Source organism: Nonomuraea jiangxiensis (assembly GCF_900099965.1).
In the GTDB taxonomy this organism is placed as follows: Bacteria; Actinomycetota; Actinomycetes; order Streptosporangiales; family Streptosporangiaceae; genus Nonomuraea; species Nonomuraea jiangxiensis.
Genome location: NZ_FNDJ01000048.1, coordinates 1 through 25,417, shown reverse-complemented (window position 1 = coordinate 25,417; position 25,417 = coordinate 1). Strand labels below are relative to the sequence as shown.

The 25,417-nt window shown below is 69.1% G+C and carries 28 protein-coding genes and 4 pseudogenes; 13 read left to right on the top strand and 19 right to left on the bottom strand.

Features of this window, described 5'->3' with window-relative positions; translation table 11 throughout:
* Window positions 1-16: 16 nt before the first annotated feature.
* On the top strand, window positions 17-196 hold the full coding sequence (locus BLS95_RS51550; RefSeq protein ID WP_090946978.1) for a hypothetical protein: 180 nt from the start codon (window positions 17-19) through the stop codon (window positions 194-196).
* Window positions 169-693, top strand: a pseudogene (locus BLS95_RS60125) (MFS transporter); the annotation flags it as partial. The gene BLS95_RS51550 and the pseudogene BLS95_RS60125, both read left to right, overlap by 28 nt.
* Before the next feature lie 153 nt (window positions 694-846).
* On the opposite strand, the gene BLS95_RS58765 reads toward BLS95_RS60125, so the two are convergent.
* Complete coding sequence (locus tag BLS95_RS58765; RefSeq protein WP_245765790.1) at window positions 847-1,041, bottom strand: hypothetical protein; 195 nt, start codon at window positions 1,039-1,041, stop codon at window positions 847-849.
* Entirely contained in the window at window positions 1,041-1,484 is a 444-nt protein-coding gene (locus BLS95_RS58760) for an MFS transporter (protein WP_245765789.1), read from the bottom strand. Before BLS95_RS58760 ends, BLS95_RS58765 begins: the two co-directional genes overlap by 1 nt.
* A 140-nt stretch (window positions 1,485-1,624) precedes the next feature.
* Between BLS95_RS58760 and BLS95_RS58755 the strand changes: the two genes are divergently transcribed.
* Both BLS95_RS58755 and BLS95_RS51535 read left to right on the top strand, forming a co-directional pair.
* Window positions 1,625-1,822 carry a hypothetical protein gene (locus tag BLS95_RS58755; RefSeq protein ID WP_143044276.1) on the top strand — a complete coding sequence of 66 codons (198 nt, stop codon included), beginning with the start codon at window positions 1,625-1,627 and terminating at the stop codon, window positions 1,820-1,822.
* Between the two features lie 441 nt (window positions 1,823-2,263).
* Entirely contained in the window at window positions 2,264-2,485 is a 222-nt protein-coding gene (locus BLS95_RS51535; RefSeq protein ID WP_090946977.1) for a hypothetical protein, read from the top strand.
* A gap of 429 nt (window positions 2,486-2,914) precedes the next feature.
* Here BLS95_RS51535 and BLS95_RS51530 read toward each other — a convergent pair whose 3' ends face one another.
* Together BLS95_RS51530 and BLS95_RS51525 are read right to left on the bottom strand one after the other, a co-directional pair.
* Window positions 2,915-3,532 (bottom strand): LysE family translocator, encoded by a 618-nt coding sequence (locus tag BLS95_RS51530; protein ID WP_090946976.1) that lies wholly within the window; start codon window positions 3,530-3,532, stop codon window positions 2,915-2,917.
* Complete coding sequence (locus BLS95_RS51525) at window positions 3,529-4,278, bottom strand: metallophosphoesterase (RefSeq protein WP_090946975.1); 750 nt, start codon at window positions 4,276-4,278, stop codon at window positions 3,529-3,531. The genes BLS95_RS51530 and BLS95_RS51525 overlap by 4 nt, the downstream gene beginning before the upstream one ends.
* Before the next feature lie 93 nt (window positions 4,279-4,371).
* On the opposite strand from BLS95_RS51525, the gene BLS95_RS51520 reads away from it, so the two are divergent.
* Window positions 4,372-4,989: a CGNR zinc finger domain-containing protein gene (locus BLS95_RS51520; RefSeq protein WP_090946974.1), complete on the top strand. Its 618-nt coding sequence runs from the start codon at window positions 4,372-4,374 to the stop codon at window positions 4,987-4,989.
* Between the two features lie 29 nt (window positions 4,990-5,018).
* On the opposite strand, the gene BLS95_RS56540 is transcribed toward BLS95_RS51520, so the two are convergent.
* From BLS95_RS56540 to BLS95_RS51500, 5 genes are all read right to left on the bottom strand, one after another.
* Window positions 5,019-5,315 carry a hypothetical protein gene (locus BLS95_RS56540; protein WP_176993873.1) on the bottom strand — a complete coding sequence of 99 codons (297 nt, stop codon included), beginning with the start codon at window positions 5,313-5,315 and terminating at the stop codon, window positions 5,019-5,021.
* Window positions 5,316-5,508: 193 nt separating this feature from the next.
* Window positions 5,509-6,408: a hypothetical protein gene (locus BLS95_RS56535; protein WP_176993872.1), complete on the bottom strand. Its 900-nt coding sequence runs from the start codon at window positions 6,406-6,408 to the stop codon at window positions 5,509-5,511.
* 722 nt (window positions 6,409-7,130) lie between these two features.
* Window positions 7,131-7,637, bottom strand: coding sequence for a GNAT family N-acetyltransferase (locus BLS95_RS51510; protein ID WP_090946972.1), 507 nt, complete (start codon window positions 7,635-7,637; stop codon window positions 7,131-7,133).
* 610 nt (window positions 7,638-8,247) lie between these two features.
* The gene (locus BLS95_RS51505) at window positions 8,248-8,772 is read right to left on the bottom strand and encodes a pyridoxamine 5'-phosphate oxidase family protein (RefSeq protein WP_090946971.1); all 525 of its coding nucleotides are present in this window, start codon (window positions 8,770-8,772) and stop codon (window positions 8,248-8,250) included.
* Window positions 8,773-9,096: 324 nt separating this feature from the next.
* Window positions 9,097-9,867: a helix-turn-helix transcriptional regulator gene (locus BLS95_RS51500; RefSeq protein WP_090946970.1), complete on the bottom strand. Its 771-nt coding sequence runs from the start codon at window positions 9,865-9,867 to the stop codon at window positions 9,097-9,099.
* Between the two features lie 158 nt (window positions 9,868-10,025).
* Here BLS95_RS51500 and BLS95_RS51495 point away from each other — a divergent pair, with 158 nt between their 5' ends.
* From BLS95_RS51495 to BLS95_RS51485, 3 genes are read left to right on the top strand one after another with little or no spacing between them, the layout of a single operon-like run.
* Window positions 10,026-10,907 (top strand): hypothetical protein, encoded by an 882-nt coding sequence (locus BLS95_RS51495; RefSeq protein ID WP_090946969.1) that lies wholly within the window; start codon window positions 10,026-10,028, stop codon window positions 10,905-10,907.
* A gap of 3 nt (window positions 10,908-10,910) precedes the next feature.
* Window positions 10,911-12,044 carry a metallopeptidase domain-containing protein gene (locus BLS95_RS51490; protein ID WP_090946968.1) on the top strand — a complete coding sequence of 378 codons (1,134 nt, stop codon included), beginning with the start codon at window positions 10,911-10,913 and terminating at the stop codon, window positions 12,042-12,044.
* Window positions 12,045-12,077: 33 nt separating this feature from the next.
* Entirely contained in the window at window positions 12,078-13,541 is a 1,464-nt protein-coding gene (locus BLS95_RS51485) for a hypothetical protein (RefSeq protein WP_143044274.1), read from the top strand.
* A gap of 119 nt (window positions 13,542-13,660) precedes the next feature.
* On the opposite strand, the gene BLS95_RS58750 is transcribed toward BLS95_RS51485, so the two are convergent.
* The 6 genes and pseudogenes from BLS95_RS58750 to BLS95_RS51465 all read right to left on the bottom strand — a co-directional run bounded on the left by BLS95_RS58750 (window position 13,661) and on the right by BLS95_RS51465 (window position 17,734).
* Window positions 13,661-13,981: an alpha-L-rhamnosidase C-terminal domain-containing protein gene (locus BLS95_RS58750; RefSeq protein WP_245765792.1), complete on the bottom strand. Its 321-nt coding sequence runs from the start codon at window positions 13,979-13,981 to the stop codon at window positions 13,661-13,663.
* Window positions 13,982-14,026: 45 nt separating this feature from the next.
* Window positions 14,027-14,850: pseudogene (locus tag BLS95_RS58745) on the bottom strand (alpha-L-rhamnosidase-related protein); the annotation flags it as partial.
* Window positions 14,772-14,939: pseudogene (locus BLS95_RS58740) on the bottom strand (IS256 family transposase); the annotation flags it as partial. The pseudogenes BLS95_RS58745 and BLS95_RS58740, both read right to left, overlap by 79 nt.
* A gap of 441 nt (window positions 14,940-15,380) precedes the next feature.
* Window positions 15,381-15,896, bottom strand: a pseudogene (locus BLS95_RS58735) (NB-ARC domain-containing protein); the annotation flags it as partial.
* Window positions 15,897-16,055: 159 nt separating this feature from the next.
* Window positions 16,056-16,283: a hypothetical protein gene (locus tag BLS95_RS51470; protein WP_143044273.1), complete on the bottom strand. Its 228-nt coding sequence runs from the start codon at window positions 16,281-16,283 to the stop codon at window positions 16,056-16,058.
* Window positions 16,284-16,528: 245 nt separating this feature from the next.
* Window positions 16,529-17,734, bottom strand: a complete 1,206-nt coding sequence (locus BLS95_RS51465; RefSeq protein WP_090946964.1) for an MFS transporter — start codon at window positions 17,732-17,734, stop codon at window positions 16,529-16,531.
* A gap of 305 nt (window positions 17,735-18,039) precedes the next feature.
* Here BLS95_RS51465 and BLS95_RS51460 point away from each other — a divergent pair, with 305 nt between their 5' ends.
* Complete coding sequence (locus BLS95_RS51460) at window positions 18,040-18,876, top strand: enoyl-CoA hydratase/isomerase family protein (RefSeq protein ID WP_090946963.1); 837 nt, start codon at window positions 18,040-18,042, stop codon at window positions 18,874-18,876.
* A 113-nt stretch (window positions 18,877-18,989) separates the two neighbouring features.
* On the opposite strand, the gene BLS95_RS51455 is transcribed toward BLS95_RS51460, so the two are convergent.
* The 3 genes from BLS95_RS51455 to BLS95_RS51445 all read right to left on the bottom strand — a co-directional run bounded on the left by BLS95_RS51455 (window position 18,990) and on the right by BLS95_RS51445 (window position 20,901).
* Entirely contained in the window at window positions 18,990-19,529 is a 540-nt protein-coding gene (locus tag BLS95_RS51455) for a TetR/AcrR family transcriptional regulator (protein WP_090946962.1), read from the bottom strand.
* Window positions 19,526-19,858 (bottom strand): hypothetical protein, encoded by a 333-nt coding sequence (locus BLS95_RS51450; RefSeq protein ID WP_143044272.1) that lies wholly within the window; start codon window positions 19,856-19,858, stop codon window positions 19,526-19,528. Before BLS95_RS51450 ends, BLS95_RS51455 begins: the two co-directional genes overlap by 4 nt.
* A 182-nt stretch (window positions 19,859-20,040) precedes the next feature.
* Window positions 20,041-20,901 carry a LysR family transcriptional regulator gene (locus tag BLS95_RS51445; protein ID WP_090946960.1) on the bottom strand — a complete coding sequence of 287 codons (861 nt, stop codon included), beginning with the start codon at window positions 20,899-20,901 and terminating at the stop codon, window positions 20,041-20,043.
* Between the two features lie 91 nt (window positions 20,902-20,992).
* On the opposite strand from BLS95_RS51445, the gene BLS95_RS51440 reads away from it, so the two are divergent.
* The gene (locus BLS95_RS51440) at window positions 20,993-21,832 is read left to right on the top strand and encodes a TIGR03620 family F420-dependent LLM class oxidoreductase (protein ID WP_090946959.1); all 840 of its coding nucleotides are present in this window, start codon (window positions 20,993-20,995) and stop codon (window positions 21,830-21,832) included.
* An 884-nt stretch (window positions 21,833-22,716) separates the two neighbouring features.
* Here the strand turns inward: BLS95_RS51440 and BLS95_RS51435 are convergent.
* Entirely contained in the window at window positions 22,717-23,367 is a 651-nt protein-coding gene (locus BLS95_RS51435; protein ID WP_090946958.1) for a TetR family transcriptional regulator, read from the bottom strand.
* A 68-nt stretch (window positions 23,368-23,435) separates the two neighbouring features.
* Between BLS95_RS51435 and BLS95_RS51430 the strand changes: the two genes are divergently transcribed.
* The 3 genes from BLS95_RS51430 to BLS95_RS51420 form a co-directional block, all read left to right on the top strand.
* Complete coding sequence (locus tag BLS95_RS51430; protein ID WP_342742856.1) at window positions 23,436-24,386, top strand: zinc-binding dehydrogenase; 951 nt, start codon at window positions 23,436-23,438, stop codon at window positions 24,384-24,386.
* A gap of 337 nt (window positions 24,387-24,723) precedes the next feature.
* On the top strand, window positions 24,724-24,945 hold the full coding sequence (locus tag BLS95_RS51425; protein WP_090946956.1) for a hypothetical protein: 222 nt from the start codon (window positions 24,724-24,726) through the stop codon (window positions 24,943-24,945).
* Window positions 24,946-25,203: 258 nt separating this feature from the next.
* Window positions 25,204-25,417, top strand: a 214-nt coding sequence (locus BLS95_RS51420) for a VOC family protein (protein WP_342742855.1), incomplete at its 3' end; no start/stop codon positions are given.

Genomic DNA, 25,417 nt, shown 5'->3' with positions numbered 1-25,417 from the left:
TCTTGAAGTGACCCGGATGCCACACCACACCATCACCAGAAACCGGAAATTTCTCCTGTTGTGGGGCGCGCATGCCGTTTCCACGTTCGGCGACGCCCTCACCTCCCTGACCCTCATCCTGCTGATCACCGAACGCACGCACTCGGTCGCGGCGGTGGGCGGCTCGCCATGGTCCTGGCCGTGCCGGGCATCGTGATCGGCCTGCTGTCCGGCGCTTACGTGGATCGCGGCGACCGGCGCTGGATCATGGTCGCCAGCGACGGGTGCAGGACCGTCCTGCGCGCCGCGCTGGCACTGGCCGCCACGACCTCGTCCGCCCTGCCCGTGCTCTACGCGATCGCGTTCCTGCAAGCCGTGGCCGGCACCTTCTTCGAGCCCGCACGTGCCGCGCTGACGCAGGTCATCGTCCCCGAGGACGAGCAGGTGCGCGCCAACTCCCTCATCCAGACCGTCACCGTGACGGCCGAGCTGGCCGGCACCGCGTTGGCCGGTGTGCTCGTCGCGGTCATGCACACGTACTGGGTGTCGTTCGCCGCCGACGCCGTCACGTTCGCGTTGTCGGCGGCGCTCGTCCTGGCGATCCGGCACGTGCCGGCCGTTCCCGCCGGGCGGCACCGCTCGACGTGGGCGGCGGTCGCGGAAGGGCTCCGCGCGGTCGGCGCGTCCCCTGCCCTGCGCGCGGTACTCCTGGTGTTCGGCGCGCTGACCTTCGCGCTTACGCCGATGGCCGTGATGCTGACCCCGTACGTCGTGGACACCTGGCCTGGTCCTCGCCGGGATGGCGGCGCTGGGGGTGCTGATCGCGTGCATCGCGGTGACCACGACGGTCGCCGGCCTGCTTGCCGTCTACTTCGTCTTCGGGCTGCTGACCGTGGCCGTCCAGACGGGCATCGGCGCCCTCACCCAGTCCGAGGTGGACAACGCCCTGATGGGCCGGTTCGTCGGGCTGATGTCGATCGTGCCGAACACGGTGTCCGTGCTGTCCCTGGCCTTCTCCGGCGCAGTGGGGGCCGCGCTGGGGGCCAGGACGATGTTCGTCATCAGCGGCGCGATCCTGGCCTGCGGCACCGCCGTGGCCTGGTACCTGTTGCGTACGCCCAGGACGTCGCCGAAGTTGCCGAGGGCGCCCTGGCGCCGAAGAACATCAGCACCACGGTGACGAAGACGGGCATCGCCGCCGCGTTCTGCTCCAGGAAGGGCCGCACGAACGTGTACGCCCCGAAATGCCCGAGCACGAACATCACGACGGTGAACAACACCAGCGGCAGCGGCACGTTCCTGAGCGGCAGCCCGAAGACCTCCCGTACCGACACCGCGTTCTGCGACGGCAACGGCGGCACGGTGGCGGCGGCCGCGAGGAAGACCAGCACGCTCAGACCGCTCCAGATGAGGCAAGTGGTCCACCAGCTCGTGAAGCTCTCGACGCCCCGCAACGCGACCGTCAGGCCGGCGGCACCGACCGAGAAGTCCAGGCTGGCGCTCAACGCGGTGAGCAGCTGCCAGCCGGCCCAGAAGGCTGAGGGTGGGCGCGCGTCAGTCGTGGTGAGGGTAGACGTCGCGGCCAAGTGGCCTGCCGCTGCGGCTGGGTCGAAGCTCCCGACGCTCTTTGTCCTGGGCGCGCTTCTTGAGCACATCGCCGGTCGTCAGCGGAGTGGGCCGGGTCGTCACTCTGGCGAACCTCCGGGTGGGAGTGGTGGCCGACTGGGCCGCGGGCCGTCAACGGTCGTACCGGGCCGGGGCGCGCCACACCACCAGGTCCGGCAGCACCGGTCAGATCATGCGCCTGCTCGTACGGGCGGGCGGCCCACGTCCATCACGGTAACCGAGGTCATGCTCGCAGTGCCCGCCCTTTCCCCCACGTGACGCGCACGGCTTCAGCACGCATCTGGGCGACGACAGCGCGGACCAGCTGAGTGCGGTGTGTCGACTGCCAGCCGAAGGCACACGCGCGAGGAATGCCGTGCTTCGATACCGCTCGTCGCCTCCGTCGAGCACGTCCAGAGCCGCGTCGATTCGTCGAGGTGGGCGGCGCCGCAGTCGGGGCTGCGGCGGCGGAACAAGAGCGGAGGGTGCCGGGGCCTTCTCGGCCAGCAGACGGCGCGTACTCTGGACGGCACAGGCCAGCGTGATAAGTCGGCCGCTTACGCGGATGCGACGCACCTGGCCTACCGGCGTGACCGGATGCCGCCGACCAACTCGATCACGCCGCAGGGCCACCTCGGGCAGCACACACCCGCGATCGGAGCCTCGTCGTCTCCTCTCATTGATCCGGCGCGGCAGGAGGAAGGCCGAGCCGGGGTTCGACGGTGGCTACGAGCTGATCCACAGCCGCCTCGACTTCCTGTTCGTACGCGTACTGCTTCCGCAGATCGACCATCAGGTCACCGGGGTCAACGCCCAAGACGTCGGCCAGGGCGTACAGCTGTCTTCCGGGTGGCAGCGGGTGGCCTTCTATAGGCCATCTGGTACGGCAGGCCGTTGCTAGGGTCGGCCAGCCGGTCGCGCAAACGTTCGTGCCAGTCCATCAGCGCTCCTGAATGGGGGGCGTCGAGAAGGTCAAGGCGTCCGCCCGGGCGGACGATCGCGGAGGTTGAACAACTCTGTCACGTTGGTATGTGCTCGAGCCAGTGCGAGCTGTGCTTGCTCGGCACCGGCTGAAGTCAGCCGGTGGTAGCGGCGGCGCGGCCTGCCTGCCTCATGCGGGTCCACGTCCTCGAGCCGTGACTCTAGCCAGCCGATCCGCTCGAAGCGGGCCAGGATGGGGTGAATGGTGTCGGGAGGGGTGTTCACGAGTAGGTGCGGCCTGGGACAACAGAGAGGCCGAGAAGATCGCTTCCCGAGATGAGAAAGATCGTTTCCCGGATCAGCCGAGCACATCACGATCTCGTCCTGACGCCGCCGACCACGACGTCGCCTACGTCGCGGCGGTCCGGACGCCGACGATGACGAGCACCACCGCCGCCACCTTGCCGACCGCACGCTTGAAGCGGGGCTTGCGCGCGAAGTACGCCCCTTGGTGCATGAGGGTCGTCCAGGTCAGCAGCCATACCGCCATCAGCAGGGCGTGGGCGGTGGCCAGAGCGAGGATCTGGCCGCCGATGGGACGGCCGGACTGGATGAACTGCGGGACCAAGGTCAGGTAGATGGAGGCGGCCTTCGGGTTGAGTACGTTCGCGAGCAGGGCTTGGGTGTAGACGGAGCCGGCCCGTTTCGGCTGTTCCGTGAGCGTGGGAGGTGAGGCCAGGGTGGTGGAGCGCCAGGTCCACAGGCCCAGGCCGACGAGGTAGGCCGCACCGAGGAGTTTGACGATGGCGAAGGCCTGGCTGGATTGCATGACGAGCGCCGACAGGCCGGCGATGGCCAGGGTCGCGTGCGCGTACAGGCCGCTGACCGTACCGAGGATGATGGGGAGAGCCTGGCGGCGACCGCCGGTCGTGACGTGCTGGATCAGCAGGGTCAGGCTGGCGCCCGGAGTGGCGATGATGGGCAGGATCGCCAGAAGGAACGCAGTGACCGTGTACGGGTGGATCACGCCGGGAGCACGACGCGGTAGTGAGTGGTGAGGCGGAGGTCGTCGTCCAGGATGTGGAAGGCGAGGCCGGGCGGTTGCTCGCGGTCGGCGGGCTGGTCGCCCTCCCACGGCAGGCGCAGGGTCCAGGTGACAGCCGGTGCGACGATCACGGGGCGGCCGGCAAAGGTGGAGGCGGCCGCGGTGTGAGCGTGGCCGGTGAGCACGGCGACGACCTGGGGATGGGCGTGGAGCAGCGCGGCCAGGGCGTCAGGCTCCTGCAGCCGGCCGGAGTCGGGCAACGGGTGGTGGAGTTCGACGGGCGGCTGGTGGAAGGCGATCAGCGCGGGCGTGTCCGGGGCGAGCCCGTCGAGGGTGGTGTGCATCCAGGCGAGGGTTTCGGAGTCCAGGCGGCCCTCGTCATGGCCGGGGATGGTGGAGTCGCACATCAGGATGGCGGTGCCGGCGATGTGGTGCACCTGGTTGACGGGGCCGGGGCCGGGCGGCCGGCGTAGCAGTGCCTTGCGGTAGGCGGGGCGGACGTCGTGATTGCCGGGGCAAGTGAGCACCGGGAAGGGGGCGGCCAGGATCTCGGCGGCTTGCTCGTACTCGGCCTCCTCACCGTGATCGGCGATGTCACCGGTGACCAATAGGGCGTCGACCGGGCGGGGCAGGGCCCTCAGATAGTCCATGACCCGGGTGGCGCGCCGGGTCGCCCTGTCGGTGCCGTCGAGGTGTAGGTCGCTGATCTGGGCCAGCAGCAACGTCATCGTCCGATCTCCCACCGGGTCTCTAATGGTTAAATAAGATTTAGCGTTAGACCATAAGGTAATGGAGGGGACGTAAGCAACCGGGAGGTTCGAGTGGAGCGCTGGCCGGCCCTGGAACTGGCGAGCACGATCCGTCACGACGGCAACGGCGGTGTCGCCGACGACCTGGCGACATTGCAGAGCGCGACCCGCTGGATCCACCAGCAGGCCGAGTTGCTGGCCGGCCACGTCGACCTCGCGGGGCTCACGATGGGCGAGGAGCTCAGGAGCGAGATCGTCGAGTTGCGCCGGGCCGTGCGGGCGCTGTTCGCGCAGGCGGTCAGCCCGGCGCCGCCCAGCCGGGCCGACGCCCATCGGCTGATGCCCGCCGAGCAGGCGCTGAAGCACCTCAACGCCGCGGCTGCCCGTGAGGCAATCGTCCCGCAACTTGACTGGCCCGAGGGTGGGACACCTCGTACGGGAGTTTTGTCGGCCGAACGCGACGCCAACGTCCGGCTGATCGCCGGCTTGGCGCGGGCCGCCATCGATTTCCTGAGCAGCCCGCAGCGTGAGCAGTTGCGGGCCTGCAACGCGCCGCGCTGCGTACGCTATTTCGTCAAGAGCCACGGGCGGCAGGAGTGGTGCAAGCCGTCATGCGGCAACCGCGCCCGGGCGGCACGCCACTACCAGCGTCACAACGCCACGGCCGCCCGAGACCTGCCCGGGTCCTGACCCGCCTCGGGGACACCAAAACCCGCAAGTCACGCCGCACGCTCGAACTGCCAAAGCTCGCGGCGCAGGCGTTCCGGCAGCACTACGCCCGCCATGCCGTGCTCGAGCTCAAGGCCGGCGAGGCTTGGCAAGATCATCAACTGGTGTTCTGCACGAGCGTCGGCACCCCGTTGAACGGCTCGAACGTACGACGGGCATTCCGCAAGATCACCAAATGAGCGGGACCCGGAACCACCTGGAGTTCCCGCGAACTGCGTCACTCGTTCGTCTCCATCATGAGTGACCAGGGCGTACCCATCGAGACCATCGCCGATCTCGTCGGGCACGCGGGCACCGCGTCACGGAAACGGTCTACAGGCACCAGCTCAGACCGGTGATCACCAAAGGTGCCCAAACGATGAACACCGTCTTCGGCGACAGCCACCACGGGTAGAGAATCCGACTGAGATGGCTCCCCGATTGGCTCCCATCGACTTCGAGACATGAGAAAGGGCCTCCAGATTACTCCAAAGCCCCTTCTCACCTGCAACTTCCTGGCGTGGGTGCAGGTAGGGCTCGAAGTTCTCCAGCCGTAGCCGCAGCGCGGTCAGCGGGGTTTGAGCTGGTGGGAGGCTTCGGAGGCGAACGCGCGCTGGGCGTGCAGCAGGTGCCGTAGCCGGGTGGCGGTGCGGGTGAAGGTGGCGGCCAGGGGCGCAGTTCGGGCGGCCCGAGCCGGGACAGCAGATGGGCCTCCGGCCTGCTTTGCCGAAACCCCGTGCACAGGAGACAGATTGACCAGCGATCCAGCTTCCCCCGCAAGGCTTGATCCGCCTGATCGCCGACGTGGCGCTCGTCGGGAATGGCAGCCCGAAGCGCTTGAAGGGCCGGCGCGTTGACGTCGAGTTCGACGAACGCCTTCGCGAGGGCGGGCGTATCCATCGCTGTGAGGCCGGCCACAATCTGATCCACGTGGGCCAGATCCGTCCTCGGCCCCTCGCATGCGGACGTGAGCTGGACGATCCTGCCGGTGCGTAATTCGTCCAAGGTCGGTGCGCGGTCGACTACCTCGGTGAGGGCGGCGTCGATGTCCGCGGCCATCGCGAGCAGGTCGCGTCCGGCCGTGCTGGCCGGGGCCAGACCCGCGACCATGCTGCGGAACTCCGCGGTCGGTCTGGCAACCTCGGCCTCGGCCGGCCGGGGCTCCATCGCCTGCAGCAGGGCGAACATCTGCTCGGCCAGTTCGCGTCGGCGTGCATCCACCGCCAGATGGAACGTCGCGGTGCGCTCGCCTGCGTACCTCACCAGCTGCTGCACCCACCAGGTGCGTCGTTCTCCCGCGGGGACGCCCTTCAGCATCGCTTCGAGCTTCTTGGGATCGTCCCATTTGGTCCGCAGCGCTCGATCGGTGTCGTCGGCCCACTGGCCCGCGGGCTGGCCCACGGCTCCCCGTAGCTGGTCGTCGGTGGCCGGACGTGATTCTGGCGCCATCGTGGCCCCTCCCCGGGTCGCGTGACGGCGGCCCGGACGGTTATCGGCCGGTCGCCGTCCGCAGTGTCCCATCAGGGCGTACCGGCGGGAAGACCCGAGAAACCTCGGCTTGCAGAGGCGCTGCGGGCCGTCACAGGGGGCGGGGGAGGGCCCGCAACCTGAAGAGCATCAGCGGTCCAGCTCTGCGCTACCGCGGCAACGCGCCTCTTGCCCCTGCGGCCACGCGATCGGCGGGGGACGGCGGCCAGTCGCGGCGGCGCCGTCGTCGAGCACGTCGAGACCGAGCTGGTAACCCCACTGGCCGGAACGCTTCCGGGGTAAGTGACGACGACTACCTCCGTGTGGAAGCCCACGCCTGCCCGATGACCTCCTGCGAGCGGCCCCGGCGGCTCGCCTTACCGGACCAGCCGGGGCAAGGTGGCCGTCGGGTACCACACCGCCAGGCCGGCCAGCTCCCCCGCTTCCGGGCTGGGGTCGCGAGTCGTGGGGCCTGCCCGAAGAAACCTGCCACGTTCGCCGAAGCCTGGGACTCCGGCCCGAACCCCCGGGACACACGTTCGAGGCAACATGCTGGGAAGATCAGCCAACGTGCCCACGTCGCAGATAAGTTCCGATGCACGCAAGATCTACTCCATCAAGGCGCGTGCGATCGTGAGCGGCTGGCTGCGGATACGTCATGCGCTCTTCTCACTGATCGTGATCCAGTACCGTCGCACGGGGCCATGCTCGGTGTCCCGGATCTCCTCGAAGACGCCGCCGGCACGCTCGATCGTCTTCGCCGAGCCGACGTTGTGGGTCGCACAGACAACCAGCAACCGATCCATGCCGAGTGCCTTCGCTTCGTCGAGTATCCGGCCCATTGCCCAAGCAGCCAGCCCACGCCGTCGCGCAGTCGGCCGGATGCCGAACCCAATGTGACCGGCCCACCGCACGAAGTCGGTGAACTCATGCCGCAGCGCGATCCCGCCGAGCACCTGGTCGTTCTCGACGATCCACCGGCACGTGGCCCGATCCGACTCCTTGCCCAGCCGCGCTACCCAGGCCGCGAACCCTTCAGGCGAGTCAACCTCGTCGGTCGGCGTCAGTCCGAAGCCGTCTTCGTGGAGGCCGGGTCCCCATTCGGCATGCGCGTCAAGCCAGGCATGATGCAGCTGCACGGTGGGCGCGATCAGATGGGGCATACCGGAACTCTATCGATCCAAGCCGCGCACGAGGGCGGCAGTAAGCGTTGCGACGTTCTCCGCGTCGCCGCTCTACAACGACCCGCTGACCAGCGGAAAGACCCGAAATGCCCCCAGAGGGTTCAACCATTGGAAGGTGCAGATAAGCAGGCAGAACTCCCGCTCGAACCGCGCCCGGCCCGCGCCCACGATCCGATCCACCCGCCCCGACGGCTCGATCTTCAACGTCCGGCAACGCCTCAGCAGCGCAGCCCGCAGTCCCTCGTCCGTGAACGGGGTCGGGGAACACGGGGACACCCATTGGCGGTACGGGCTATTCGACCAGGTCAGTGCGATGCACGATCAACCGTGTTGAGTCAGCTTCTCGGCCCCGGACATGGTGGGATAGCCCGACGCGATAATGCACTCTTTGGTGTTTCCGCAGGCCAGCGGTGACGATCCGCACCATGATCCATCTCACCGCCAATGGCTGTCCCCGCGTTACTCGCCCCCGGACTTGCCCGGCATGGACTCGATCCTCTCAAGAGATCAAGTCTCCACCGAAGCCGGGCGCTTCACTGCACCAGACGCCTCAGCACGTGGCCGGTTTCGATGCGGCCCGTGCTGCAGATCAGGACCGCAGCACCGAAGTGAGCTTGTCGACGCCGGGGGCGTAGGCGGTCATCCAGTGCGGATGCAGCCGGTAGTAGACCACGTCGTTGTCCCAGTCGGAGAAGTCGCCGTAGAAATCCTTGAAGTAGGCGAGCAGGTCCGGCCAGTCCTCGGCCGGTTCGCTGTCCTCAGGGTTGAGGATCTCCACCGTGCCGTGGGTGAACACGCCCAGGTCCTCACCGCGCATGTGCGCGGCGCTGACGGCGGGGCGGGCGGCCAGGTGGCGGGCCTTGGCGGCGCCGCGCGCCGTGCCGAAGTGCCACTTGCCGTGCAGGAAGTGCCCGTCCACACCGCTGATCCGCGGCTCGCCCTTCGCCGTCACGGTAGACAGGGCGAGGGTGCACATTCCGGTCAGGATCCGGGTGAGCTGCTCCGCGGTCAGGGTGTTCTCGGTGACGATCGAGCGGAGGTGCAAGGTAGAGCGGGAAAGGGAGGCTTCGAGGAGAGCCTGAAGTTCCTTGAGCTCCTCGGGGGTTTCGCGCATTGAGGTCCTTGTCTATATCTGTGAGGCCCCGGCCCACACTCACATCGGCACTGACCGGTGAACCGATGATCGCTCTGAAACCCGACGCCTTGTGTCATGTTTTTCGGCCGTCCTGCGAAAACCGCCGGGGCGCCACCCTCCAGTGCAGCACCGACCTTCCCGGTTAGTGCCAGCGAGGAGCGATCGCCTCTATCTCTGGGGACGGTTCAGCGTGGCCGTACGTGCCGCCACCCGCCGCCAGCGCCCCCCGTCACCGCCGGCCGCCGTCATCGGCCGGTCCCGCGCGCTGCTGCTCGGTGAGCTGGAAACCCCGCCTCCGCCATGTCAGTCCATGTCCGGCACCGAGGGGAGCAGGCCGAGACTGCGTCCCTTCTTGAGCGCCGTGACGCGATCGTGCACACGGAGTTTGCGGTAGAGGTTCTCCTTGTGCTTGATCACCGTCTTCTCCGCGATCTGGAGCCTGCTTCCGATGGCATGCGCGGTCAGTCCTTCGTCCAGGAGCGCCAGGACCGCCATTTCGCGGGGGGTGATCCCGTATTCGGATGGATCACCGAGTTCCGGCATGCCGAAGGCGACCTTCTCGTACGCGGACACCGTGTCAAGAAGGGAACGAGCCAGTTCGGCGTATTCGAGGTCCCGATCGGTGAACCGCCGGCCGCTGCGGCTCATGATAACCCCGCGGATCTGTCCGGGGCGGGAGCTCAACGGCAGCGCCAGCTGACGGTCGATCCCGATGGCCGCCTTGCCCGCGTGGTAGGCCTCGCTCTTCCACCAGCGGTCGTCGGCGACCTCGTCCAGGGTCAGCGGAGTGCGGTCCGCGGTGCAGGCGTAGTGGCGCAGCAGTGGGTGGGCCCGCATGTGGGCGTGGATCAGCGCGTCCAGCGGCGCCTCGTGCAGCCAGTCGGGTGAACCGGTCTGGGCGTGACCAGTGCCGGCCCGCCAGTCCAGGTCGATGAGAACGGCCAGGTCCACGGGCAGGTCGGCGGTCAGCCGCTCCATGAGCAGCGGCCACACCCGCACCGGCTCGCGCTCGGTGAGGATCGCCATCGCCAGGTCGTGGAGGCGTTTGGCGTCGTGTCCCGACAAGGCCGTCATAACCGCAGTGTGCAGGATCGAACGAGGTTCTGCACAGGAATGCTGAATGGCGGCGAAAAGGCACTACGAACTTCTTCGTATATCCGATTCGGCTGATTTCCTGGGACGCTGTGGTCCGCCGTAAACGGACACGGATTTCGGCGTACGGAGGTCGGTGGGTGGACACCACGGAGCGGCGGTCGCACGCCTCAGCGGACCAGGACGACGAGTCCGGCCGCGGGGCCGTCCGCCGGGCCACCGCACTGGCGGGGCTCGGGTCGGTCGCCGACGTGGCGGCCGTCGCGCAGTTGCTCACCACCGAGTCGCGGCACGGGGTGCTGGTCGCGGGCCTGCTGTCGGTGCTCACCGGGCTGCTGGGGATGATCCAGCTCTACGGGCGGCCCGTCAACGTGCGGGTCATGGTGATGCTCGCGCTGATTGCCGTCGGGGCTGGGCTGACCGGCGCGATGACTCAGCGGTACTACGCCGACGCGGTCTCCGAGGGCCCTCGGCCCGTTCCCGTGGACGCCGTCACCGTGCCGGGCTCGTCCCTCGGCACGCCCGGAGCCACCACCGCACCCGTCACTCCGCCCACGGCGTCACCATCGACCGGGACTCCTCCATCGACCGGGACCTCACCTTCGACCGGGACCTCACCGTCGCCCGTGGCCTCGCGGAAGGCCGGGGAGAAGATCCGCGAGGCCGAGGCGTCCCTGCGCGACCAGGACTACCTCGATGTCGAATCGGGCCGCGCCGGCACGATCGACCCGGCGGCCAGCGACTTGTGGTACGTCAGCCCGTACCGCTCGTTATGGACGGCCGGCGGCGGCAAGTATCCGATCACCCCCGTTGACGCGCGCCCGGGCCCCGACGATTGCGCGCAGGCCCTGATCGCCCGGGACTACGACCAGGTAGAGGTCGGCAAGATGGCGGCCGGCGACTGGGCCTGCGCCCGCACTTCCGAGGGCAACCTCGTCGCGATCCGGTTCGCCGCCATTCCGACCGGAGACGCCCCGCTCAGGATCTCCTACACCGTCTGGCGCTGGACCTCGGAGGAGTAGGCCATGTCGTACCCGCTCGCCAGGAAGTTCGTGGCATCGGTGATCATGACGCTGATCGTGGGCCTGGTGGCCGCGATGGACTATCCCGACCCGCTGCCGGACTTCGCCCATCCGCACACGCCGCACTATCCGTGGTACCAGCCGGTCAACGCGGCCACCAGCCGCCCCATCCTGATCATCCGCGGCGGCTTCACCGACGTGCCGTGGCCCGCGGCCAAGGACGACGCCTGGATCGGGCGGCGGTACTTCGGGGGCTACCCAAGCGTACGCGACTACTTCGTGCAGAGCTCCGGCGGCCGGGTGGACTTCACCCGCGCCCGCGAGAGCTCCGGCGTTCATGACGACGGGATCGTCACCGTCGACTACGGGCTCACCCTGGCGCAATGGAACGAACTCACCGACGAGCAGATGATGCGCCACGGCGTGAACGTGGCCGACCCCCTGGTGGACTACTCGGCCTTCGACCGCAACGGCGACCGCCGGCTCGGCCAGGACGAGGTGGTGATCGTGATCCTGCAGGCGGTGCCCTCCGACACCGGCGGGTACACCGGAGAATGCGGCGCCTCCCGCGATGTCTTCCCGGGGCCCGCGCTCGACGGGATGGACCTCAACGGGCGGACCAACATCTGGGCCAACAGCGCGGTCAACCAGATCACTCTCGACCACGAAATGGTGCATGCCGCCTTCGGCCTGTACCGGGACTTCCACGGATATCCCATCCACGGCTTCGACGTCATGGGGAACACCTGCTCCGAGAACGAGTGGTACGTGGAACTCGGCTCCTGGCACAAGACGCACCTGGGCTGGGCGAAACCGACGATCGTGACGCGGGACGGCTACTACAGCGTCCCCGCCTGGGACACCGGAAACACCGCGTTCCTGCTGTACGACCCCGACCGCGGCACCGACGACTACCTCCTGATCGAGAACCGGTGGCGGCGCCTCGGCACCTACGACGCCGACGTGCAGGACAACGGCCTGGCCGTGTGGCGCGTCGACGAAAGCCAGTACTACAACAACGCACCCGACGCCTATCCGATCAAGCTGCAGGGCCCGTGCCCGGACTACTCGTGCACCTACCACGCCTGGGACGCGAGCGACCCCAACACGCCGCAGCGGGAGATGACCGGCCCCTGACGCGACGGCACGCCCAGCAACGTCGCGGTCCGGATGGTTCAGGAAGCCGGGCCGGTGACGACGGCCTACTTCGACGTGCCGGGCCCGGGCGCCGCAGTGGACTGCTTCGACCGCTCCACCGCGACCCGGCGGCGCGACGTTCAGGTCATCGCCGGACAGACCGTCGCCCTGCGACTTCCCTTACAGAACACCGGCGAGCAGGCCGGCGCCGTGGGCCTGGGCCTGGCCGGGCAGCTCGAGCCCGGCTGGTCATGGAGCGGGAGCACCGCCGACCTGGACGCCAAGGCGACCACCGTGGGCCGGCTGCTCATCACCACCCCGGCGAACGCCGTACCCGGCGCCTACCGGCTGTGGCCGCAGGCCACCTGGCTCGCCGACCCGCAGTACACGTCCCGGTGCGACGTCACCGTCCGGGTCGTCGCGCCGCCGGCGGCGAGCTGGGGGTACGCCTCCACGCGCGCCCTCCAGTACCAGGCGCCGGTCGGCGAGGAGGTCACGCTCGACCCGTCCTGGCAATGGGGCACCTGGAGGCGCGGCGACGATCCGGCGCAAGCGGCCAGGCACGCCACCATGGTCCGTACGGCAACCGGCCGCTACACCGTGACGATGCCCGGCCTGGGGGCGACTCCGGGCGTCGCGCACGCGGGCGCGGGCGTCTCCTGGGGTTACACCGACGCCGCCTGGTGCCAGCTCGACTCCGTGACCCGCAACGACGCCGACAAGCTGCTGGACGTGGCCTGCTTCGACGGCGCCGGCACGGCCCAGAACCTGCCGTTCGCCGTCTGGGCGAGCGGGCCGAGTCCCGGCGCCCGGCCGCAGCTCCAAGCCCGTTACGAAGCGATCGGCGGTTTCGGCAACGCGGTGCCGCTGGTGAACGAGGACACGTTCAACTCCGCCTCGGGCCCGGTGGAGGTGCGCGTGATCGGTGAGGGCCGCTACGAGGTGACTGCCGCGGGCTCGGCCTACGACGCCACCGGATACGCGCGGATCACCGCTCTCAACAGCGCGCGCGCCCGATGCCGCCCGTCGGGTGTCGAGGACACCGGTACGGCCCTGCGGATCGGCGTTGAGTGCGTCGGCGCGGACTTCCGGCCACGGGGCACACCGTGGCTGCTGTCCTATACCGAAGGCGTCGGCGCCCACCACGATCCCGCCGTGCCGGCCGCGTACGCGAGCACGACGGGTGATCCGGCGGCACCGAGCATCGACACCCGGCACTCGTGGAGCAGCACCGGCGAGTCGCCGACCATCGCGCGCACGGCCCCAGGCGTGTACGACCTCAACTACCAGGCTGTCGGAAACCCCTACACCTACCCCGCCGACCTGGTCGACGTCACCGCCGTGGGCCCGCAGGCGCGTTCGTGCCGGGCCCTGTCGTGGAACTCCTACAGCTATCCCGGCAGGTTGCGCATCGTCGTGCACTGTTACGACGCCGCGCGACGACCGGCCGACGCCCACTTCGCCTTCGCCTACCTACGCGCCCCCGACCGGCCCTGACCTGGCCCCGGCTGGTCTGGGCCGACGCCGGCCCGCCGGCCCGCCGGCCCGGCTGGGAGACGGCCCAGGCCGCCGCCGGATCCGCGTCGGGGAACAGCCGAGCAGTCGCCCATGCAAGGTCAGACCTGTGTGCTCGAAGTCATGATGGCGGATCCCCCGGCCGCCTGACCGGACCCGCAGTGGAAGACGTGGCGTCCCGCGCCCACCTCGATGGCTTCGTCCGGATCGCTGGGCAGGTGGACCGCGGCGGTGGTGTTGGAGGGCACCACCACGACCAGGGTCAGTTGCTCACCATCGCGTTTCCAGCCGGCCGCGGCCCGGCCGTAGGGAGTGGCGAGGCCGGCGCGGGCATGGGTGAGGCCTCCGCCCGGGCGTGGCCGTACCAGCAACCGGCGGTACCCGGGGACTGCCGGGGCCAGGCCGGCGACGGTGCGGTGCATCCAGTCGGCGATCGCGCCGAGCGCGTAGTGGTTGAAGGAGGTCATCTCGCCGGGGTTGATGGAGCCGTCGGGCAGCATGCTGTCCCAGCGCTCCCAGAACGTGGTCGCACCCATGGTGACCGGGTACAGCCAGGAGGGGCACTCGGTCTGTAGCAGCAGCCGGTAGGCATCGTCGACAGCGCATCGTCGACAGCGCCCGCATCCGTGAGAGCGTACAGATGAGCGGGGTACCGACGAAGCCGGTGCCGATGCGGTGCCCGTTCTCCCGGACGAGTTCCACCAGGCGCTCGACGGCGCGGGCCCGCGCCGGGTGCCCGGCAGGAGGCCGAACCGCAGGGCCAGGGCATAGGCGGTCTGGGAGTCGCTGGTCACCTTGCCGTCGTGCGTCGCATAGGCGGTTTCGAAGGCGACCTTGACCTGATCGGCCAGTCGCCGGTAGCGGGCAGCGTCGTCGACGTGACCGAGCAGCCTGCGATCTCGGCGACCAGTCCGGCGGAGTGGGCCAGGTAGGCGGTGACGACCAGGCCCGTGTCGATCTGCGCCTCGGAGGGCCGCTCAGGCGGGGCGGTCGGGTCCAGCCAGTCCCCGTACTGGAATCCGGTGTTCCACAGGAAGGTCTCGCCCGCCACCTGCGCGATCTGATCGACCCAGGCGCTCATGCTCGGGTACTGCTCGCGCAGCAGGCCGATGTCGCTGACATAGCGGCTGATGACAGCCGCGTTAACGGCACCCCAAGTAGACGACCCATATGGGAGTGTCACCTTAACGGCTGATCTTGGTGTTGAAGTGTTCAGAAGTTGGCAGGGGTGAGGCGGCCTTCGAAGGCGATCTGGAAGGCGTTCAAAGGTGCCTTCCAGCGCATGGTCCATCTCTTGCGGCCCTGCCCGGTGGGATCGAGGCTCATCAGGGCCATGAACACACACTTCAGGGCGGCGGTCTCGTTCGGGAAGTGGCCGCGGTTCAGGGTGATCATGTTGTAGGCGGCCAGCTCGCCCAGCGCGTGCTGCACCTCGGCCATGCCGGCGTTCAGGCTCTCCAGCAGGGTGCGCGGGAGCGGCTCGGCGCCGTACCAGGCCAGCACTCGCAGCACCGGTCCAGCCAGTGGCACATCGGCCAGCCGGTCCAGGGTGAGCCTCCAGATGCGCGCGATGGTCCGCTCGGCGTTCGCGCCGCGCGCGGCCCGGTCGTACATCACGGCCGGCTGGTGTTTGAGGAGGCCGAGGTAGGCGTGCGGGGTCAGCCGGGTCTGGTGCTGGTAGGCGCCCGCCTGCTCGACCGCCAGCGGCAGGAAACCCAGCTCGCGTACCAACGCGGCCGCCCCGTCCAGGTCCTCGGTCAGGCCCTGCCCGGCCTGGGCTGGAACGGCGTCAGCCGCAAGGGGCGGAGCGGCGATCCGGGCCAGCAGTTCGATCGCCTCCGGCTCGTCCAGCACCTTCAACTGCAGCAGCCGGGCGTCCAGCCCGTGCCAACCCTCGCTCAGCCTGCTGGTCACCAGCACCTGCCCGGTCAGGGTCCGCTCCAGCATCGGCCGCACATCGGCCGCTTCCACCACGTTGTCCAGCACCAGCAGCCATCCCTCGTGCGCGGCCAGCCAGGCCGTGGCCCGCGCGGCCAGTGCCTCCAACGGCATGACCGTGGCGAGTTCCGGTTGCAGCGCCACTGCCAGACCCGCCAGGCCCGCCTCGAGCGCCGGGCCGGAGTCGGCGGTGATCCACCACACCGGGTTGAGGCGCTCGTCATCTCGGCTCGTGGCCTGCATCAGCGCGTAGTGGGCGGCAAGTGTGGACTTGCCGACCCCGCCCAGGCCGTGCACGGCGACCACCACCACCTCGCCCCCGCCGCGCAGCGCCGCCTCCAGCTCGGCCAGCTCATCGCCGCGGCCGACGAACGTGCGCCTGCGCCGGGGCAGGTTCACCAACCGCAGCGGCGCCGCCACCCCGCTCACATGGTCTGGTCACGGCCGCCCTGGTAGGAGCGGGCGTGTCCGGAGGTTTCGGCGTGCAGCTGTAGGTTGACCGCCGCCGCTCCGGTCGAGGCGATACCCGGGTTGCCGCCCTCGACGGCAAGCGATCGCTCAGCCAGGGGCGGCGCCTGCGGGCGATCCTGTTCTTGCCCTTGCGGAGGGAAACGGTGCCAGCCCGTACCCGGCCGTGGCCAGCCCGGCCAAGGCGATGAACAGGCCGATCACACTGGCGAGCTTGTCGGCATCGTCGAGACCGACCCGCACCAGATAGAGGGCCAGCCCGGTGGCGGCCGCCACCGCGACCGCACGCCCGGCCCATACCGGTAGGCGCCTGCGCATACCGGCCATCATGGAACCTCAAGCAAGATCACGCGATGTGCCTGACTGTCGCAGATAAGCCCGGGCGACCAGCGGCTCCCCGGAGGAGTGGTTCCGCAGGAGAGCGCTGGCGTTATCGCAGGTAGTGGCTTGTTATACGCGATAGAGAGTTCGCGATCACCACGCGTTCGTGCTGCCTGCGACGGCGCAGAAAGCTCCTCCGATGACCGAACCCGGTGGAGGAGGTCCTTGGATGATCGAGGGGTTCAGTGCGCCCGGTCGGGCGGGGGATCGGTGGGCAGCTGCCTGTGGCGGAAGGTCCGCCACAGGGCGAGGTCGTAGCCGATCTTCGTGACCCCGGCGAGCAGGAACGGCGCGGCCAGGCTGACCGATTGCAGCGCGCCTGCCAGCGCCGGTCCCAGGGGTCTGGTGAGGTAGCGGGCGGTGTTGGTGATCGCGGCGGCGGCGGTGCGTTCCTCGGGCGGGACCATCGCCATCACATACGCCTGCCGGGCCGGCACATCCATAGACGACAGGCAGGCACGCCCGAGCAGGAGGGCGATCGCCAGCGGGAGGGAGGGGGCAAACGGTACTGCGGCCAGCATGACGTTGGCGGGCAGGTGGGTGAACACCATCGTGGGCAGCAGCCCGATCCGGTTGGCCACCCGTGGTGCGGCCAGCAGCGAGGAGGTCTGGAGGATCCCGGCCACGGCGAAGGTGATCCCGATCGTGTGGGTGGTGGCCTCGAAGCGGACGGCGAGCCAGTAGCCGACGTAGGCCTGGATGACGAACCCGCCGGCAAGGCTGTCGGTGGCGAACAGGCCCGCCAGGCGGGCCACCGGGCCGCGGGAGCGGGCCAATATGCGCGATTGCGGTAGTCCGGGTGCCAGGGCCGGTGCCGGAGCTTCGAGGGTGGCGGGCAGCCGGAGGGTGAGAAGCATTCCGCCGGCGGCTGTGCCAGCCAGGATGCCGCCGAGCAGTCCCCGGTCGGCGGGCAGGCTCCCCAGGAGCGCGCCGAGCGTCCCGGCGACGGCGGCGATCGCGTTGTAGAGGCCGAATCCCCGCACGATCTGCTTGTGGGGGCGGCCGGTGTCGGCCAGCATGACCTGTTCCAGCGTGGTAAACGGCCCGGACTCGATGACCTCGACTGACATCGCTCCGCTGAAGGCGGCCACGGCCAGCAGCCACCAGGGCAGGCCGGTGGCGATGACCAGGCCGCACAGGAACAGGGCGGCGTACAGGCCCGCGTAGGCACGGCGGCGGCCGAGGCGGTCGCCCCACCGCGCCAGGACCAGACTGGCGAGGAAGCTGCCGACCAGAATTGCCGCCAGCACCAGACCGACCTCGGTGGCCGACAGCCCATCGCTGCCCATGAGAGCGCCGAGTTGGACGGCGGCCACGCCGTACCCGAGACCGCGTAACGCCTGCGACGTCAGCAGCACACCCACGGTGCGGTCGGGGGCAGCGCTCATGCCGGTTCACTAGCCGACATGCTGGAGGGCGATAGGTGTACGGGAAGATCCATGATTTCGATCATGTACCGAAACCCGTGCCTGTGACCGCTGTTTACGCCATCGATTCTCATTGCGGCCGGTCACCACGACAATGTCCGGACAGAGACGCTGGGCTCGTACTTACTTACTTACTGACTGGTGAGCCATCGCCGATGAGCGTTCCGTACGGTCCGAATCCGACGTTTTCTGTGGTTTGTCGGGTATCCGTCACGGGCTGGTTTTTGAGGATTGAGCCGGCTGTGGCACGCGAGGATCATGATCGCATGACCGATCAGTTGAACACAGCCAGATGGGCGGGCCTTGTCAGCCGACCCGACTTCGCCGAGTACGCGGAGAAGTACCGCGACTTCTTCGTGATGCGCCGCCGCGACGGCATCCTCGAGCTCCGCATGCACACCGACGGCGACTCGTACGTCCAGACGTTTGCCGGTCACAACGCCTGGGGGCAGGCATGGCTGGAGGTCGGTAACGACCCGGAGAACGAGGTGCTCATCCTCACGGGTACCGGCGACCACTGGCTGGACGCGCGGCGCAGCGCCGACGGGCATGTCGATCGGACGGTTGACGACATTGCCAAGATGTACGAGGACGCGGCGAAGCTGCTGCAGAACTTCGTCTTCGGCATCGACGTCCCGACGATCGCCGCGGTCAACGGGCCCGGACCGCATACCGAGATCGCGCTCGCCTGTGACATCACGATCTGCACCGAGGACGCACGCTTCTTCGATCCGCATTTCCTGGTGTCGACCGCGCCCGGTGACGGGCAAAGTCTCACGTTCCAGGAACTGATGGGCACCAAGCGAGCTGCGTACCATGTCTACACCGGCCAGGCGGTGGATGCGCGGCAGGCACTCGAGTACGGCATGGTGACGGAGATCGTGCCGCGCGAGCGCCTGGTGGACCGGGCATGGGAGCTCGCTGACATGATCATGCGACGTCCGCGTGGCGCGCGCCGGATGACGCACGCCATCGTCAGCCGACCGTGGAAGCAGCGGGTCGTCACTGACTTCCCATTCCAGCTGCAGAGCCAGGCTGCGGCGCTGTTCCTCGACGGCCCACGGGCGGGCCGCCCACCGGTCGGGGAGGAGCTTCAATGGTGAGCCCGCTGGTGAACGGGCATGATGTGCACGGAACCGCGAGGTGGCGGCGTTCAGCGGCATCCTGTACGCCGCCCGCAGGCGGGCAGCTCATGACCGCAGAAGTACCCGGGTCGCTATGACGCCGGCCTCAGCCCGTACAACACCGCTCGGGTCACCTCGTCGGCCGCCTGGTTGGGTGGGGTGTCCGGCAACCCGTTCTCCCGCCACCAACAAACCGCGCCAACGATCGTCGAGCCGACGATGTGCGCCGTCACGGTCGACTCGCACGCGCACCGTTCGACGAGCAGGCGAGACACCTCGGTGCGCACCGCGCGCTGGATCAGCGGGCGCAGAACGTCGATGTTCCGTCGGCAGCCGTCCGCCCGGCTGGAATCCTCCCACAGCAGCACCGCCAGGGCGTGGACGAGGTCGGCGAGCGGCGCAGGCGTAGCCGGGAGCCTGGTGGCGAACCGGTGCCGGATCTCATCGCGCACCATTGCCTCGGCGAACGCGTACTTGTCGGCGTAGTGCGCATAGAAGGTGGCTCGGTTGACGTCTGCCCGCTCGGTGATGTCGCGTACCCGGGCTGCACGAAAGCCCTTCTCACGGATGACCTCGATGGCCGCCTGGCGCAGCAGCGATCGCGTCCGCCGGACCCGCCGGTCCGTGGTCATGCGAGCGCTTTCGAGTCGCCAACCAGCGCGACAATGCGGTCGCTAAGCGCGGTGACGTCTCCGATGAGGCGACCGGCGAGGTGCACGCGGGTGACGCGTAGCGTCGTCGCACAGCGACTCGGCGCCGGCCGTCCGCCAGGCCGGTCCGGCACCCGCTGGTCGAGCAGGGACGCGAACATGGCCAGTTCAACGAGCGTGGAGCCGGCGTCGAGCAACAGCCGATGCCGCCGCGGATCCAGCGCGGCCCGTCGTCGCCGTAGCCAGCCGGAGTACACAGCGCGTCGAGGAAACTCGTGTTCCCCGTGCCAGCGCATCGCCCGCCAGGTCACACCGCCTCCATGATGACTCCGCATTCGACAAGTACACCACGACGGCCCAGCTGGCACGCTGCCCGGTTCAGTAGCATGCCTTACGTGCCCGACAAGATCATCTCGCTTTGACCTGCGAGAAGGGGCCAAGAACCCAAGATAACGATCGAACCAGCCCGGGTTCGCATCTTGCTGTGGACGGGTCAATCTCCGAAGGCTGCCTGGTGGGCAGCGACGCAGGTGTGCGGGAGGTCGACCGGTACCACGACGCTGCCGGTGATCGTGGTCTGCGGGGTGAACGGGATTGCCCGCACCCGGGTGGAGCGGATCTCCGCGACCTGGTCGCCTGGCAGCACGGTCCAGCTACGCGGATTGAAACCGACCTCGACGATCGTGTCCTGGACCGTCCCGGCAAGGCGGCCGACCCGAGTTTCGGCCCCGGCCTTCCGTATCGCGGCTTTCAAGGCTTCCGGCAGGAACAGGCCGTGGTCCCGCGACGGGATCCGCAGTTCGCCGACGGCGAGATCGGCCAGGTCGACTGTCGAGCGACCGGCGGCGAGGTGCTGCACGGACACGACCGCGAACAGCGGCTCCACCCACGTCGGCAGCAGCCCGGGTGCCGAACGCACCCCCCGGGCCAGTGCCAGATCGATCTCCCCCCGTCGCACGGTGTCCAGACGAGCCGCCAGTGGAAGGTCGACCAGCACGACGTCGACGCCGAGCGCCGAGGAGTGCTCGCGCAGCGCGTCGATCCCGCGTTCCAGGCGAGCGGTGAACCCGGCGGCGGTACCGATGCGCATGGTGCCCGCCGGCGCACCGGCGGCGACCTGGACCCGATCCGCGGCCGCCAGCGCATCACGCGCCGCGGCGAGCACCCGGTTTCCCGCAGCAGTGAGCCGAACCCGGCGCGGTGAACGGTCCAGCAGCCGGACTCCCAGCTCCCGTTCCAGTTGGGCGATCCGCCTGCTGACCGCGGGCTGGGCGATGTGCAGCCGCTCGGCGGCCCGCCCGAAGTGCAGTTCGTCGGCGACCGCAACGAAGTAGCGCAGTGACCGCAGTTCCACCGAGCCCCCTGTTCTGCGACGATGCCTCCAGGTTATCGAGCGCGTCGGAACTGGTCCTGGTTCCGAATGGGCGTGGTGCTGGGATCGGATCATGGATATCGATCTGGGTCTGCTCGGCGCCCACCTACGCGAGCATGAGGTGAGCCCGCAGAGCGCGATGGAGGTCGAGCGGGCCGGCTATGGCACGCTTTGGCTGGACGCATCGCCACCGGCCGACCTCGCCTTCGCGGAGAAGCTCCTCGACGCCACCACCCGGCTGGTGGTCGGCACGAGCGTGGTCAACGTGTGGACCGCCGATGCCGAGACCGTCGCCGCCTCCTACCACCGAATCGTCGCCAGGCACCCCAGCCGGTTCCTTCTCGGCGTCGGGGTCGGGCACCGCGAGGTCCACGCCGAGTGGGCGTCGCCATATGACACCCTGGTGTCCTACCTGGACCAACTGGCGCTGGGCGGCGTCCCGGCCGAGCGGGTGGTGCTGGCCGCCCTCGGTCCGAGAATGATGCGGTTGGCCCGCGACCGCACCGCGGGTGCCATCCCCTGCATGGTCACGCCCGAGCACACCCGGCGGGCGAGGGAGGTCCTGGGTGCGGGCAAGCTGCTACTTCCCGGCCACTTCGCGCTTGCGGAGCCCGACGTCGAGCGGGCCCGCGCCGTCGCCCGGGCCGCACCACCCGGGAAGGCGTTGCAGGTCACCAACTACGCGAGCAACCTTCGGCGGCTGGGCTTCACCGACGAGGACCTCTCCGGCACCGGGAGCGACCGCGTCATCGACGCACTGCTTGCCTACGGCGACCCGGCCGACCTCGCGCGCGGCCTGACCGCGCACCTCGATGCCGGCGCGGACCACGTCGGCGTCTATCCCCTCGGCGACGACCCCATCGCCACCCTCCGAGCGGTCTCCGACGCCGTGCTGGCCATCAGGCCCGAGTGACCGGGCGGGAACGCGTCGGCGTCCACGTCTGCGAGCACCACAACCTCCGGTGCGGGTCCGTCCCAACAGTGTCCAAGCAGTCTCCACGCGGGGGCTGCATCCGCATCAACACCACCCACGCCATGACGGAGCTGGAGGAGCTGCTGCCGACCTTCGGCGGCTGGGAAGGACGGCGGGGTAGTACGCCGGCGGCAGGCTGATCTCAGCCATCAAGATGGCCCACCACACCTGACGTCAGCGCCATCCACTTGCCTGACGTGCCTGACAGCCATTCAAGCGGCTGACCAGCTATTTTGCTTGGCAACCCTAGATAACGATCGCACCGCCGATGTCGACTGGGATCAGGCGCTCCTGCTCTTTCCTTCGACGACGGCGCGCACCCTCACCGTCGTGGTGGACCCCTGTGAGGATCGTGGTCTACCCCGTGCCGCCGGGACAGGCCGACGAGGGGTCAGCCAACGCGAGTCCGGTGGGTGACCTTGTCGGACACACCCGGTGGGAAGTGTGAGGGCCTGGGTTTCCGCGTTACCTGGTCATGTACCAGACCACGCTGGACGTGTCCCTGGTGTTCAACCAGCTACGCAGCGAGGGCGAGGCGGTGCATCGCGCCGACGTGGCCATCATGTCCCCTTACCAGTAGGACAACGTACGCCGCTTCGGCTGGAGGACATGGAAGTCCACTTGCGCCTTGGCGAGGGAGACTGCGGCGCGTAGATCTGTGCCGCATGCTCGGTCGCAGCACGCGGGGCCGAGGTTGGGCTCTCATTGGGGCGGCGGGACTACGAGAGTCGGGGGTCTCGCCGCCGGCCAGGGGATCTGGCCTGAACCTCCCTTCAGCTACGGTGAGCCGCCCCCTATCGCGGATTTCGCGTTGCACCCGCTTGTCAGGCCATGCTGAAGGTGAGTGCACCGGGGAGGACCGCGAAGACCGACCGCAGTTCGGCCGTGAGAGCCGCGTGGGTAGGAGCGCCGGGTTTGGCTGTCCAGGCCCGCAGCGCGACGTGGAATGACGCGACCACCAGGTCCAGTGCCAGCCTCGGCCGTGGGTCGGCAGGGTCCAGGCCCAGCCTGCGCTGCAAGGTCGCCTCGATGGCGGCGCTGGTGACCTCGCAGTACTGAAGCCCGTACGCGGCGATCGACGGCGTGCGCTCGGCCAGTTCCCGGCTCCGCCGTACGCGGGTCACCCAGGGGCCGCCATCGTCCATGCGCGCGAGCGCCACGAGCAACGCCTCCTGCAACACCTCCAGGACGGGCGCGCGGCCGAACGACAGGTGCTCGACGTCGTCCCGCAGGCCGTTCCACAGCGCCTCCAGCGGAGCGGAGGCAACCTGCTCCTTGCCGGCGAAGTTCCGGAAGAAGGTGCGCTTGGAGACCTCGACGGCTTCGCACAACTCGTCGAGGGTCACCCTGTCGAAGCCGCGCTCGGTGAAGAGCACAAGGGCCGTATCGACCAGCGCGGCCCTGGTCTTGAGCTTCTTACGCTCGCGCAGCGAGAGTGTTCCCGGCGCGGAGGCGGGGGAGATGTCGGCAGTCATCGCTCTCAGTGTAACGGGAACGCAGATGCCTTCTAGAGGCTTATGCTCCTAAGTGGCATTTTGGGTTGATGTCTGAGGAGAGGATCGCCATGCGCGCCCTGATCGTTGATCGTTCCGTCCCCGGTGGCCTGCGGGTGGGGGAAGTGCCCGAGCCCGTGCCCGCCCCCAACCAGGCGCTGGTCCGGGTCACGGCCACCTCGCTCAACTACGGCGAGGTCAAACACGGCATCGAGACGGCCGCGGAGGGGACGGTGCTCGGCTGGGACGCCGCCGGAGTCGTGGTCCAGGCGGCGGCGGACGGGTCAGGGCCGGCCGTGGGCACGCCCGTCGTAACCCTGGAGGAGAGCGGCGGCTGGGCCGAGACCCGCGCCGTGCGTACCGACTGGATCGGCGTGGTGCCCGAGCACGCGGAGCCGGGCGCGATCAGCACCATCCCGGTCGCGGCCGGCACCGCCCTGCGCGCGCTCCACCGGATCGGGCCTGTCCTGGGGCGCAGGATCCTCGTGACCGGCGCCACCGGAGGCGTCGGCCGCTACGCCGTCCAACTCGCCCGGCTCGGCGGCGCACATGTGATCGCCTCCACCGGCGACCCCGCCAAGCATGGCAAGGCGTTGCGCGCTCTGGGCGCCCACGAGGTGGTCGCTGGTCCTGCGCACGCCGGCGGCGGGCTCGACGGCGTGCTCGACATGGTGGGCGGCCCGCAACTCGTGGAAGCATTCGATCAGCTCGGCGAGGGAGGCACGCTGGTGGCCGTCGGGCACTCCACCGGTGATGGCGAGAGCTTCCCGTTCGGCGCCCTGTTCAGCGGGCCAGGACGGGACGATCGCTCGATCGTCACGTTCATGCTGCTGTTCTGCGACAGGCTGGACCGGGACCTGGCCTGGCTGGCCCAGCAGGTCGCGGACGGTGTGCTGAGCCCCGAGATCACTTGGCGCGGCAACTGGAACGACGTGTCCGAAGCGGTGAACGCTCTGATGGAACGCCGTCTGCACGGCAAGGCGGTGCTCGACCTCGCCTGACGGCCCTGCCGTCTCAGGAGCCGGCTCCGACCAGGTCAGGTCTGCGTGATGCAGTCTACGCTGATCGGAGCCGGTCACGAGAACCGCAGGATCGCGGTTCCTTCCTTATTAGCCAGTGACGCCCGCCCCACCACGGCCGAAACCCTCCCCAATGCGGCCTCCACCTGACCTCACGTCAACCCGAAGGACTTCCGGAGCCGGTCACTCAGCGTACGTTTGCGTTCCGTCGTGCTTCGCCCGAGCCCTGCTGACGTGGGCCACACTGGTCGTCGCCCCCCGACGCTTTCTTGTCCGCGCCGGGCGGTCCCGTACTTCCGAGATCGCGCGATCTGAGTCCGTGCACAAGCCCGGATCCGCTTCCGAGATTACGAAGCGCCGCCCGGGCGCCAGCCCCACCCTGCTGCCGCCCGCCTACGACGGCGTCCTCGGCGAGTACGCCGCGGCGCTGGAGCGCGCCGCTGTCGGCCGAGACCGCTCCCGGGTGCGCATGTACCTGTCCTGGTTGGCCGGTTACGCCGCCCCCTACTGCTGCCGCCGCCGAGCCAGGTGTGCCGGCTGACCGGCCTGGACGACTACGACACGGCGTACCGGCGGCTCATCTCGGCGGGGCTGTACGTCGAGACCGGATCAGGGCGCGTGCGGGTGGCTCCCGAACTGCGAGCGGTCCTTGCGCGGCGGGAGTCGATGACGGCTGAGGAGATGCGGGCCGCTCTCGGTCTGGCGGACCCTGCCGGTGATTCGTCTGCTCCGGCTGTCGAATCCGGGGCGGGCCGATCGACGCGTTGACAACACAAGGCGCGTGAAAGGGACCCGGATCATGGACTACAAGCTCGAAGTGGTGCCGGTCGCGGTGGCCGACGTGGAGAAGGCGAAGCACTTCTACAGCGAGCAGCTCGGTTTCGTGGCCGACCACGACACCCAGATCAGCGGCGATGTGCGGGTGGTGCAGCTCACCCCGCCCGGGTCGGCCTGCTCGATCGTCATCGGCGCCGACACCGGGGCCGCTCCCGGCACGGTGCGGGGGCTGCAGC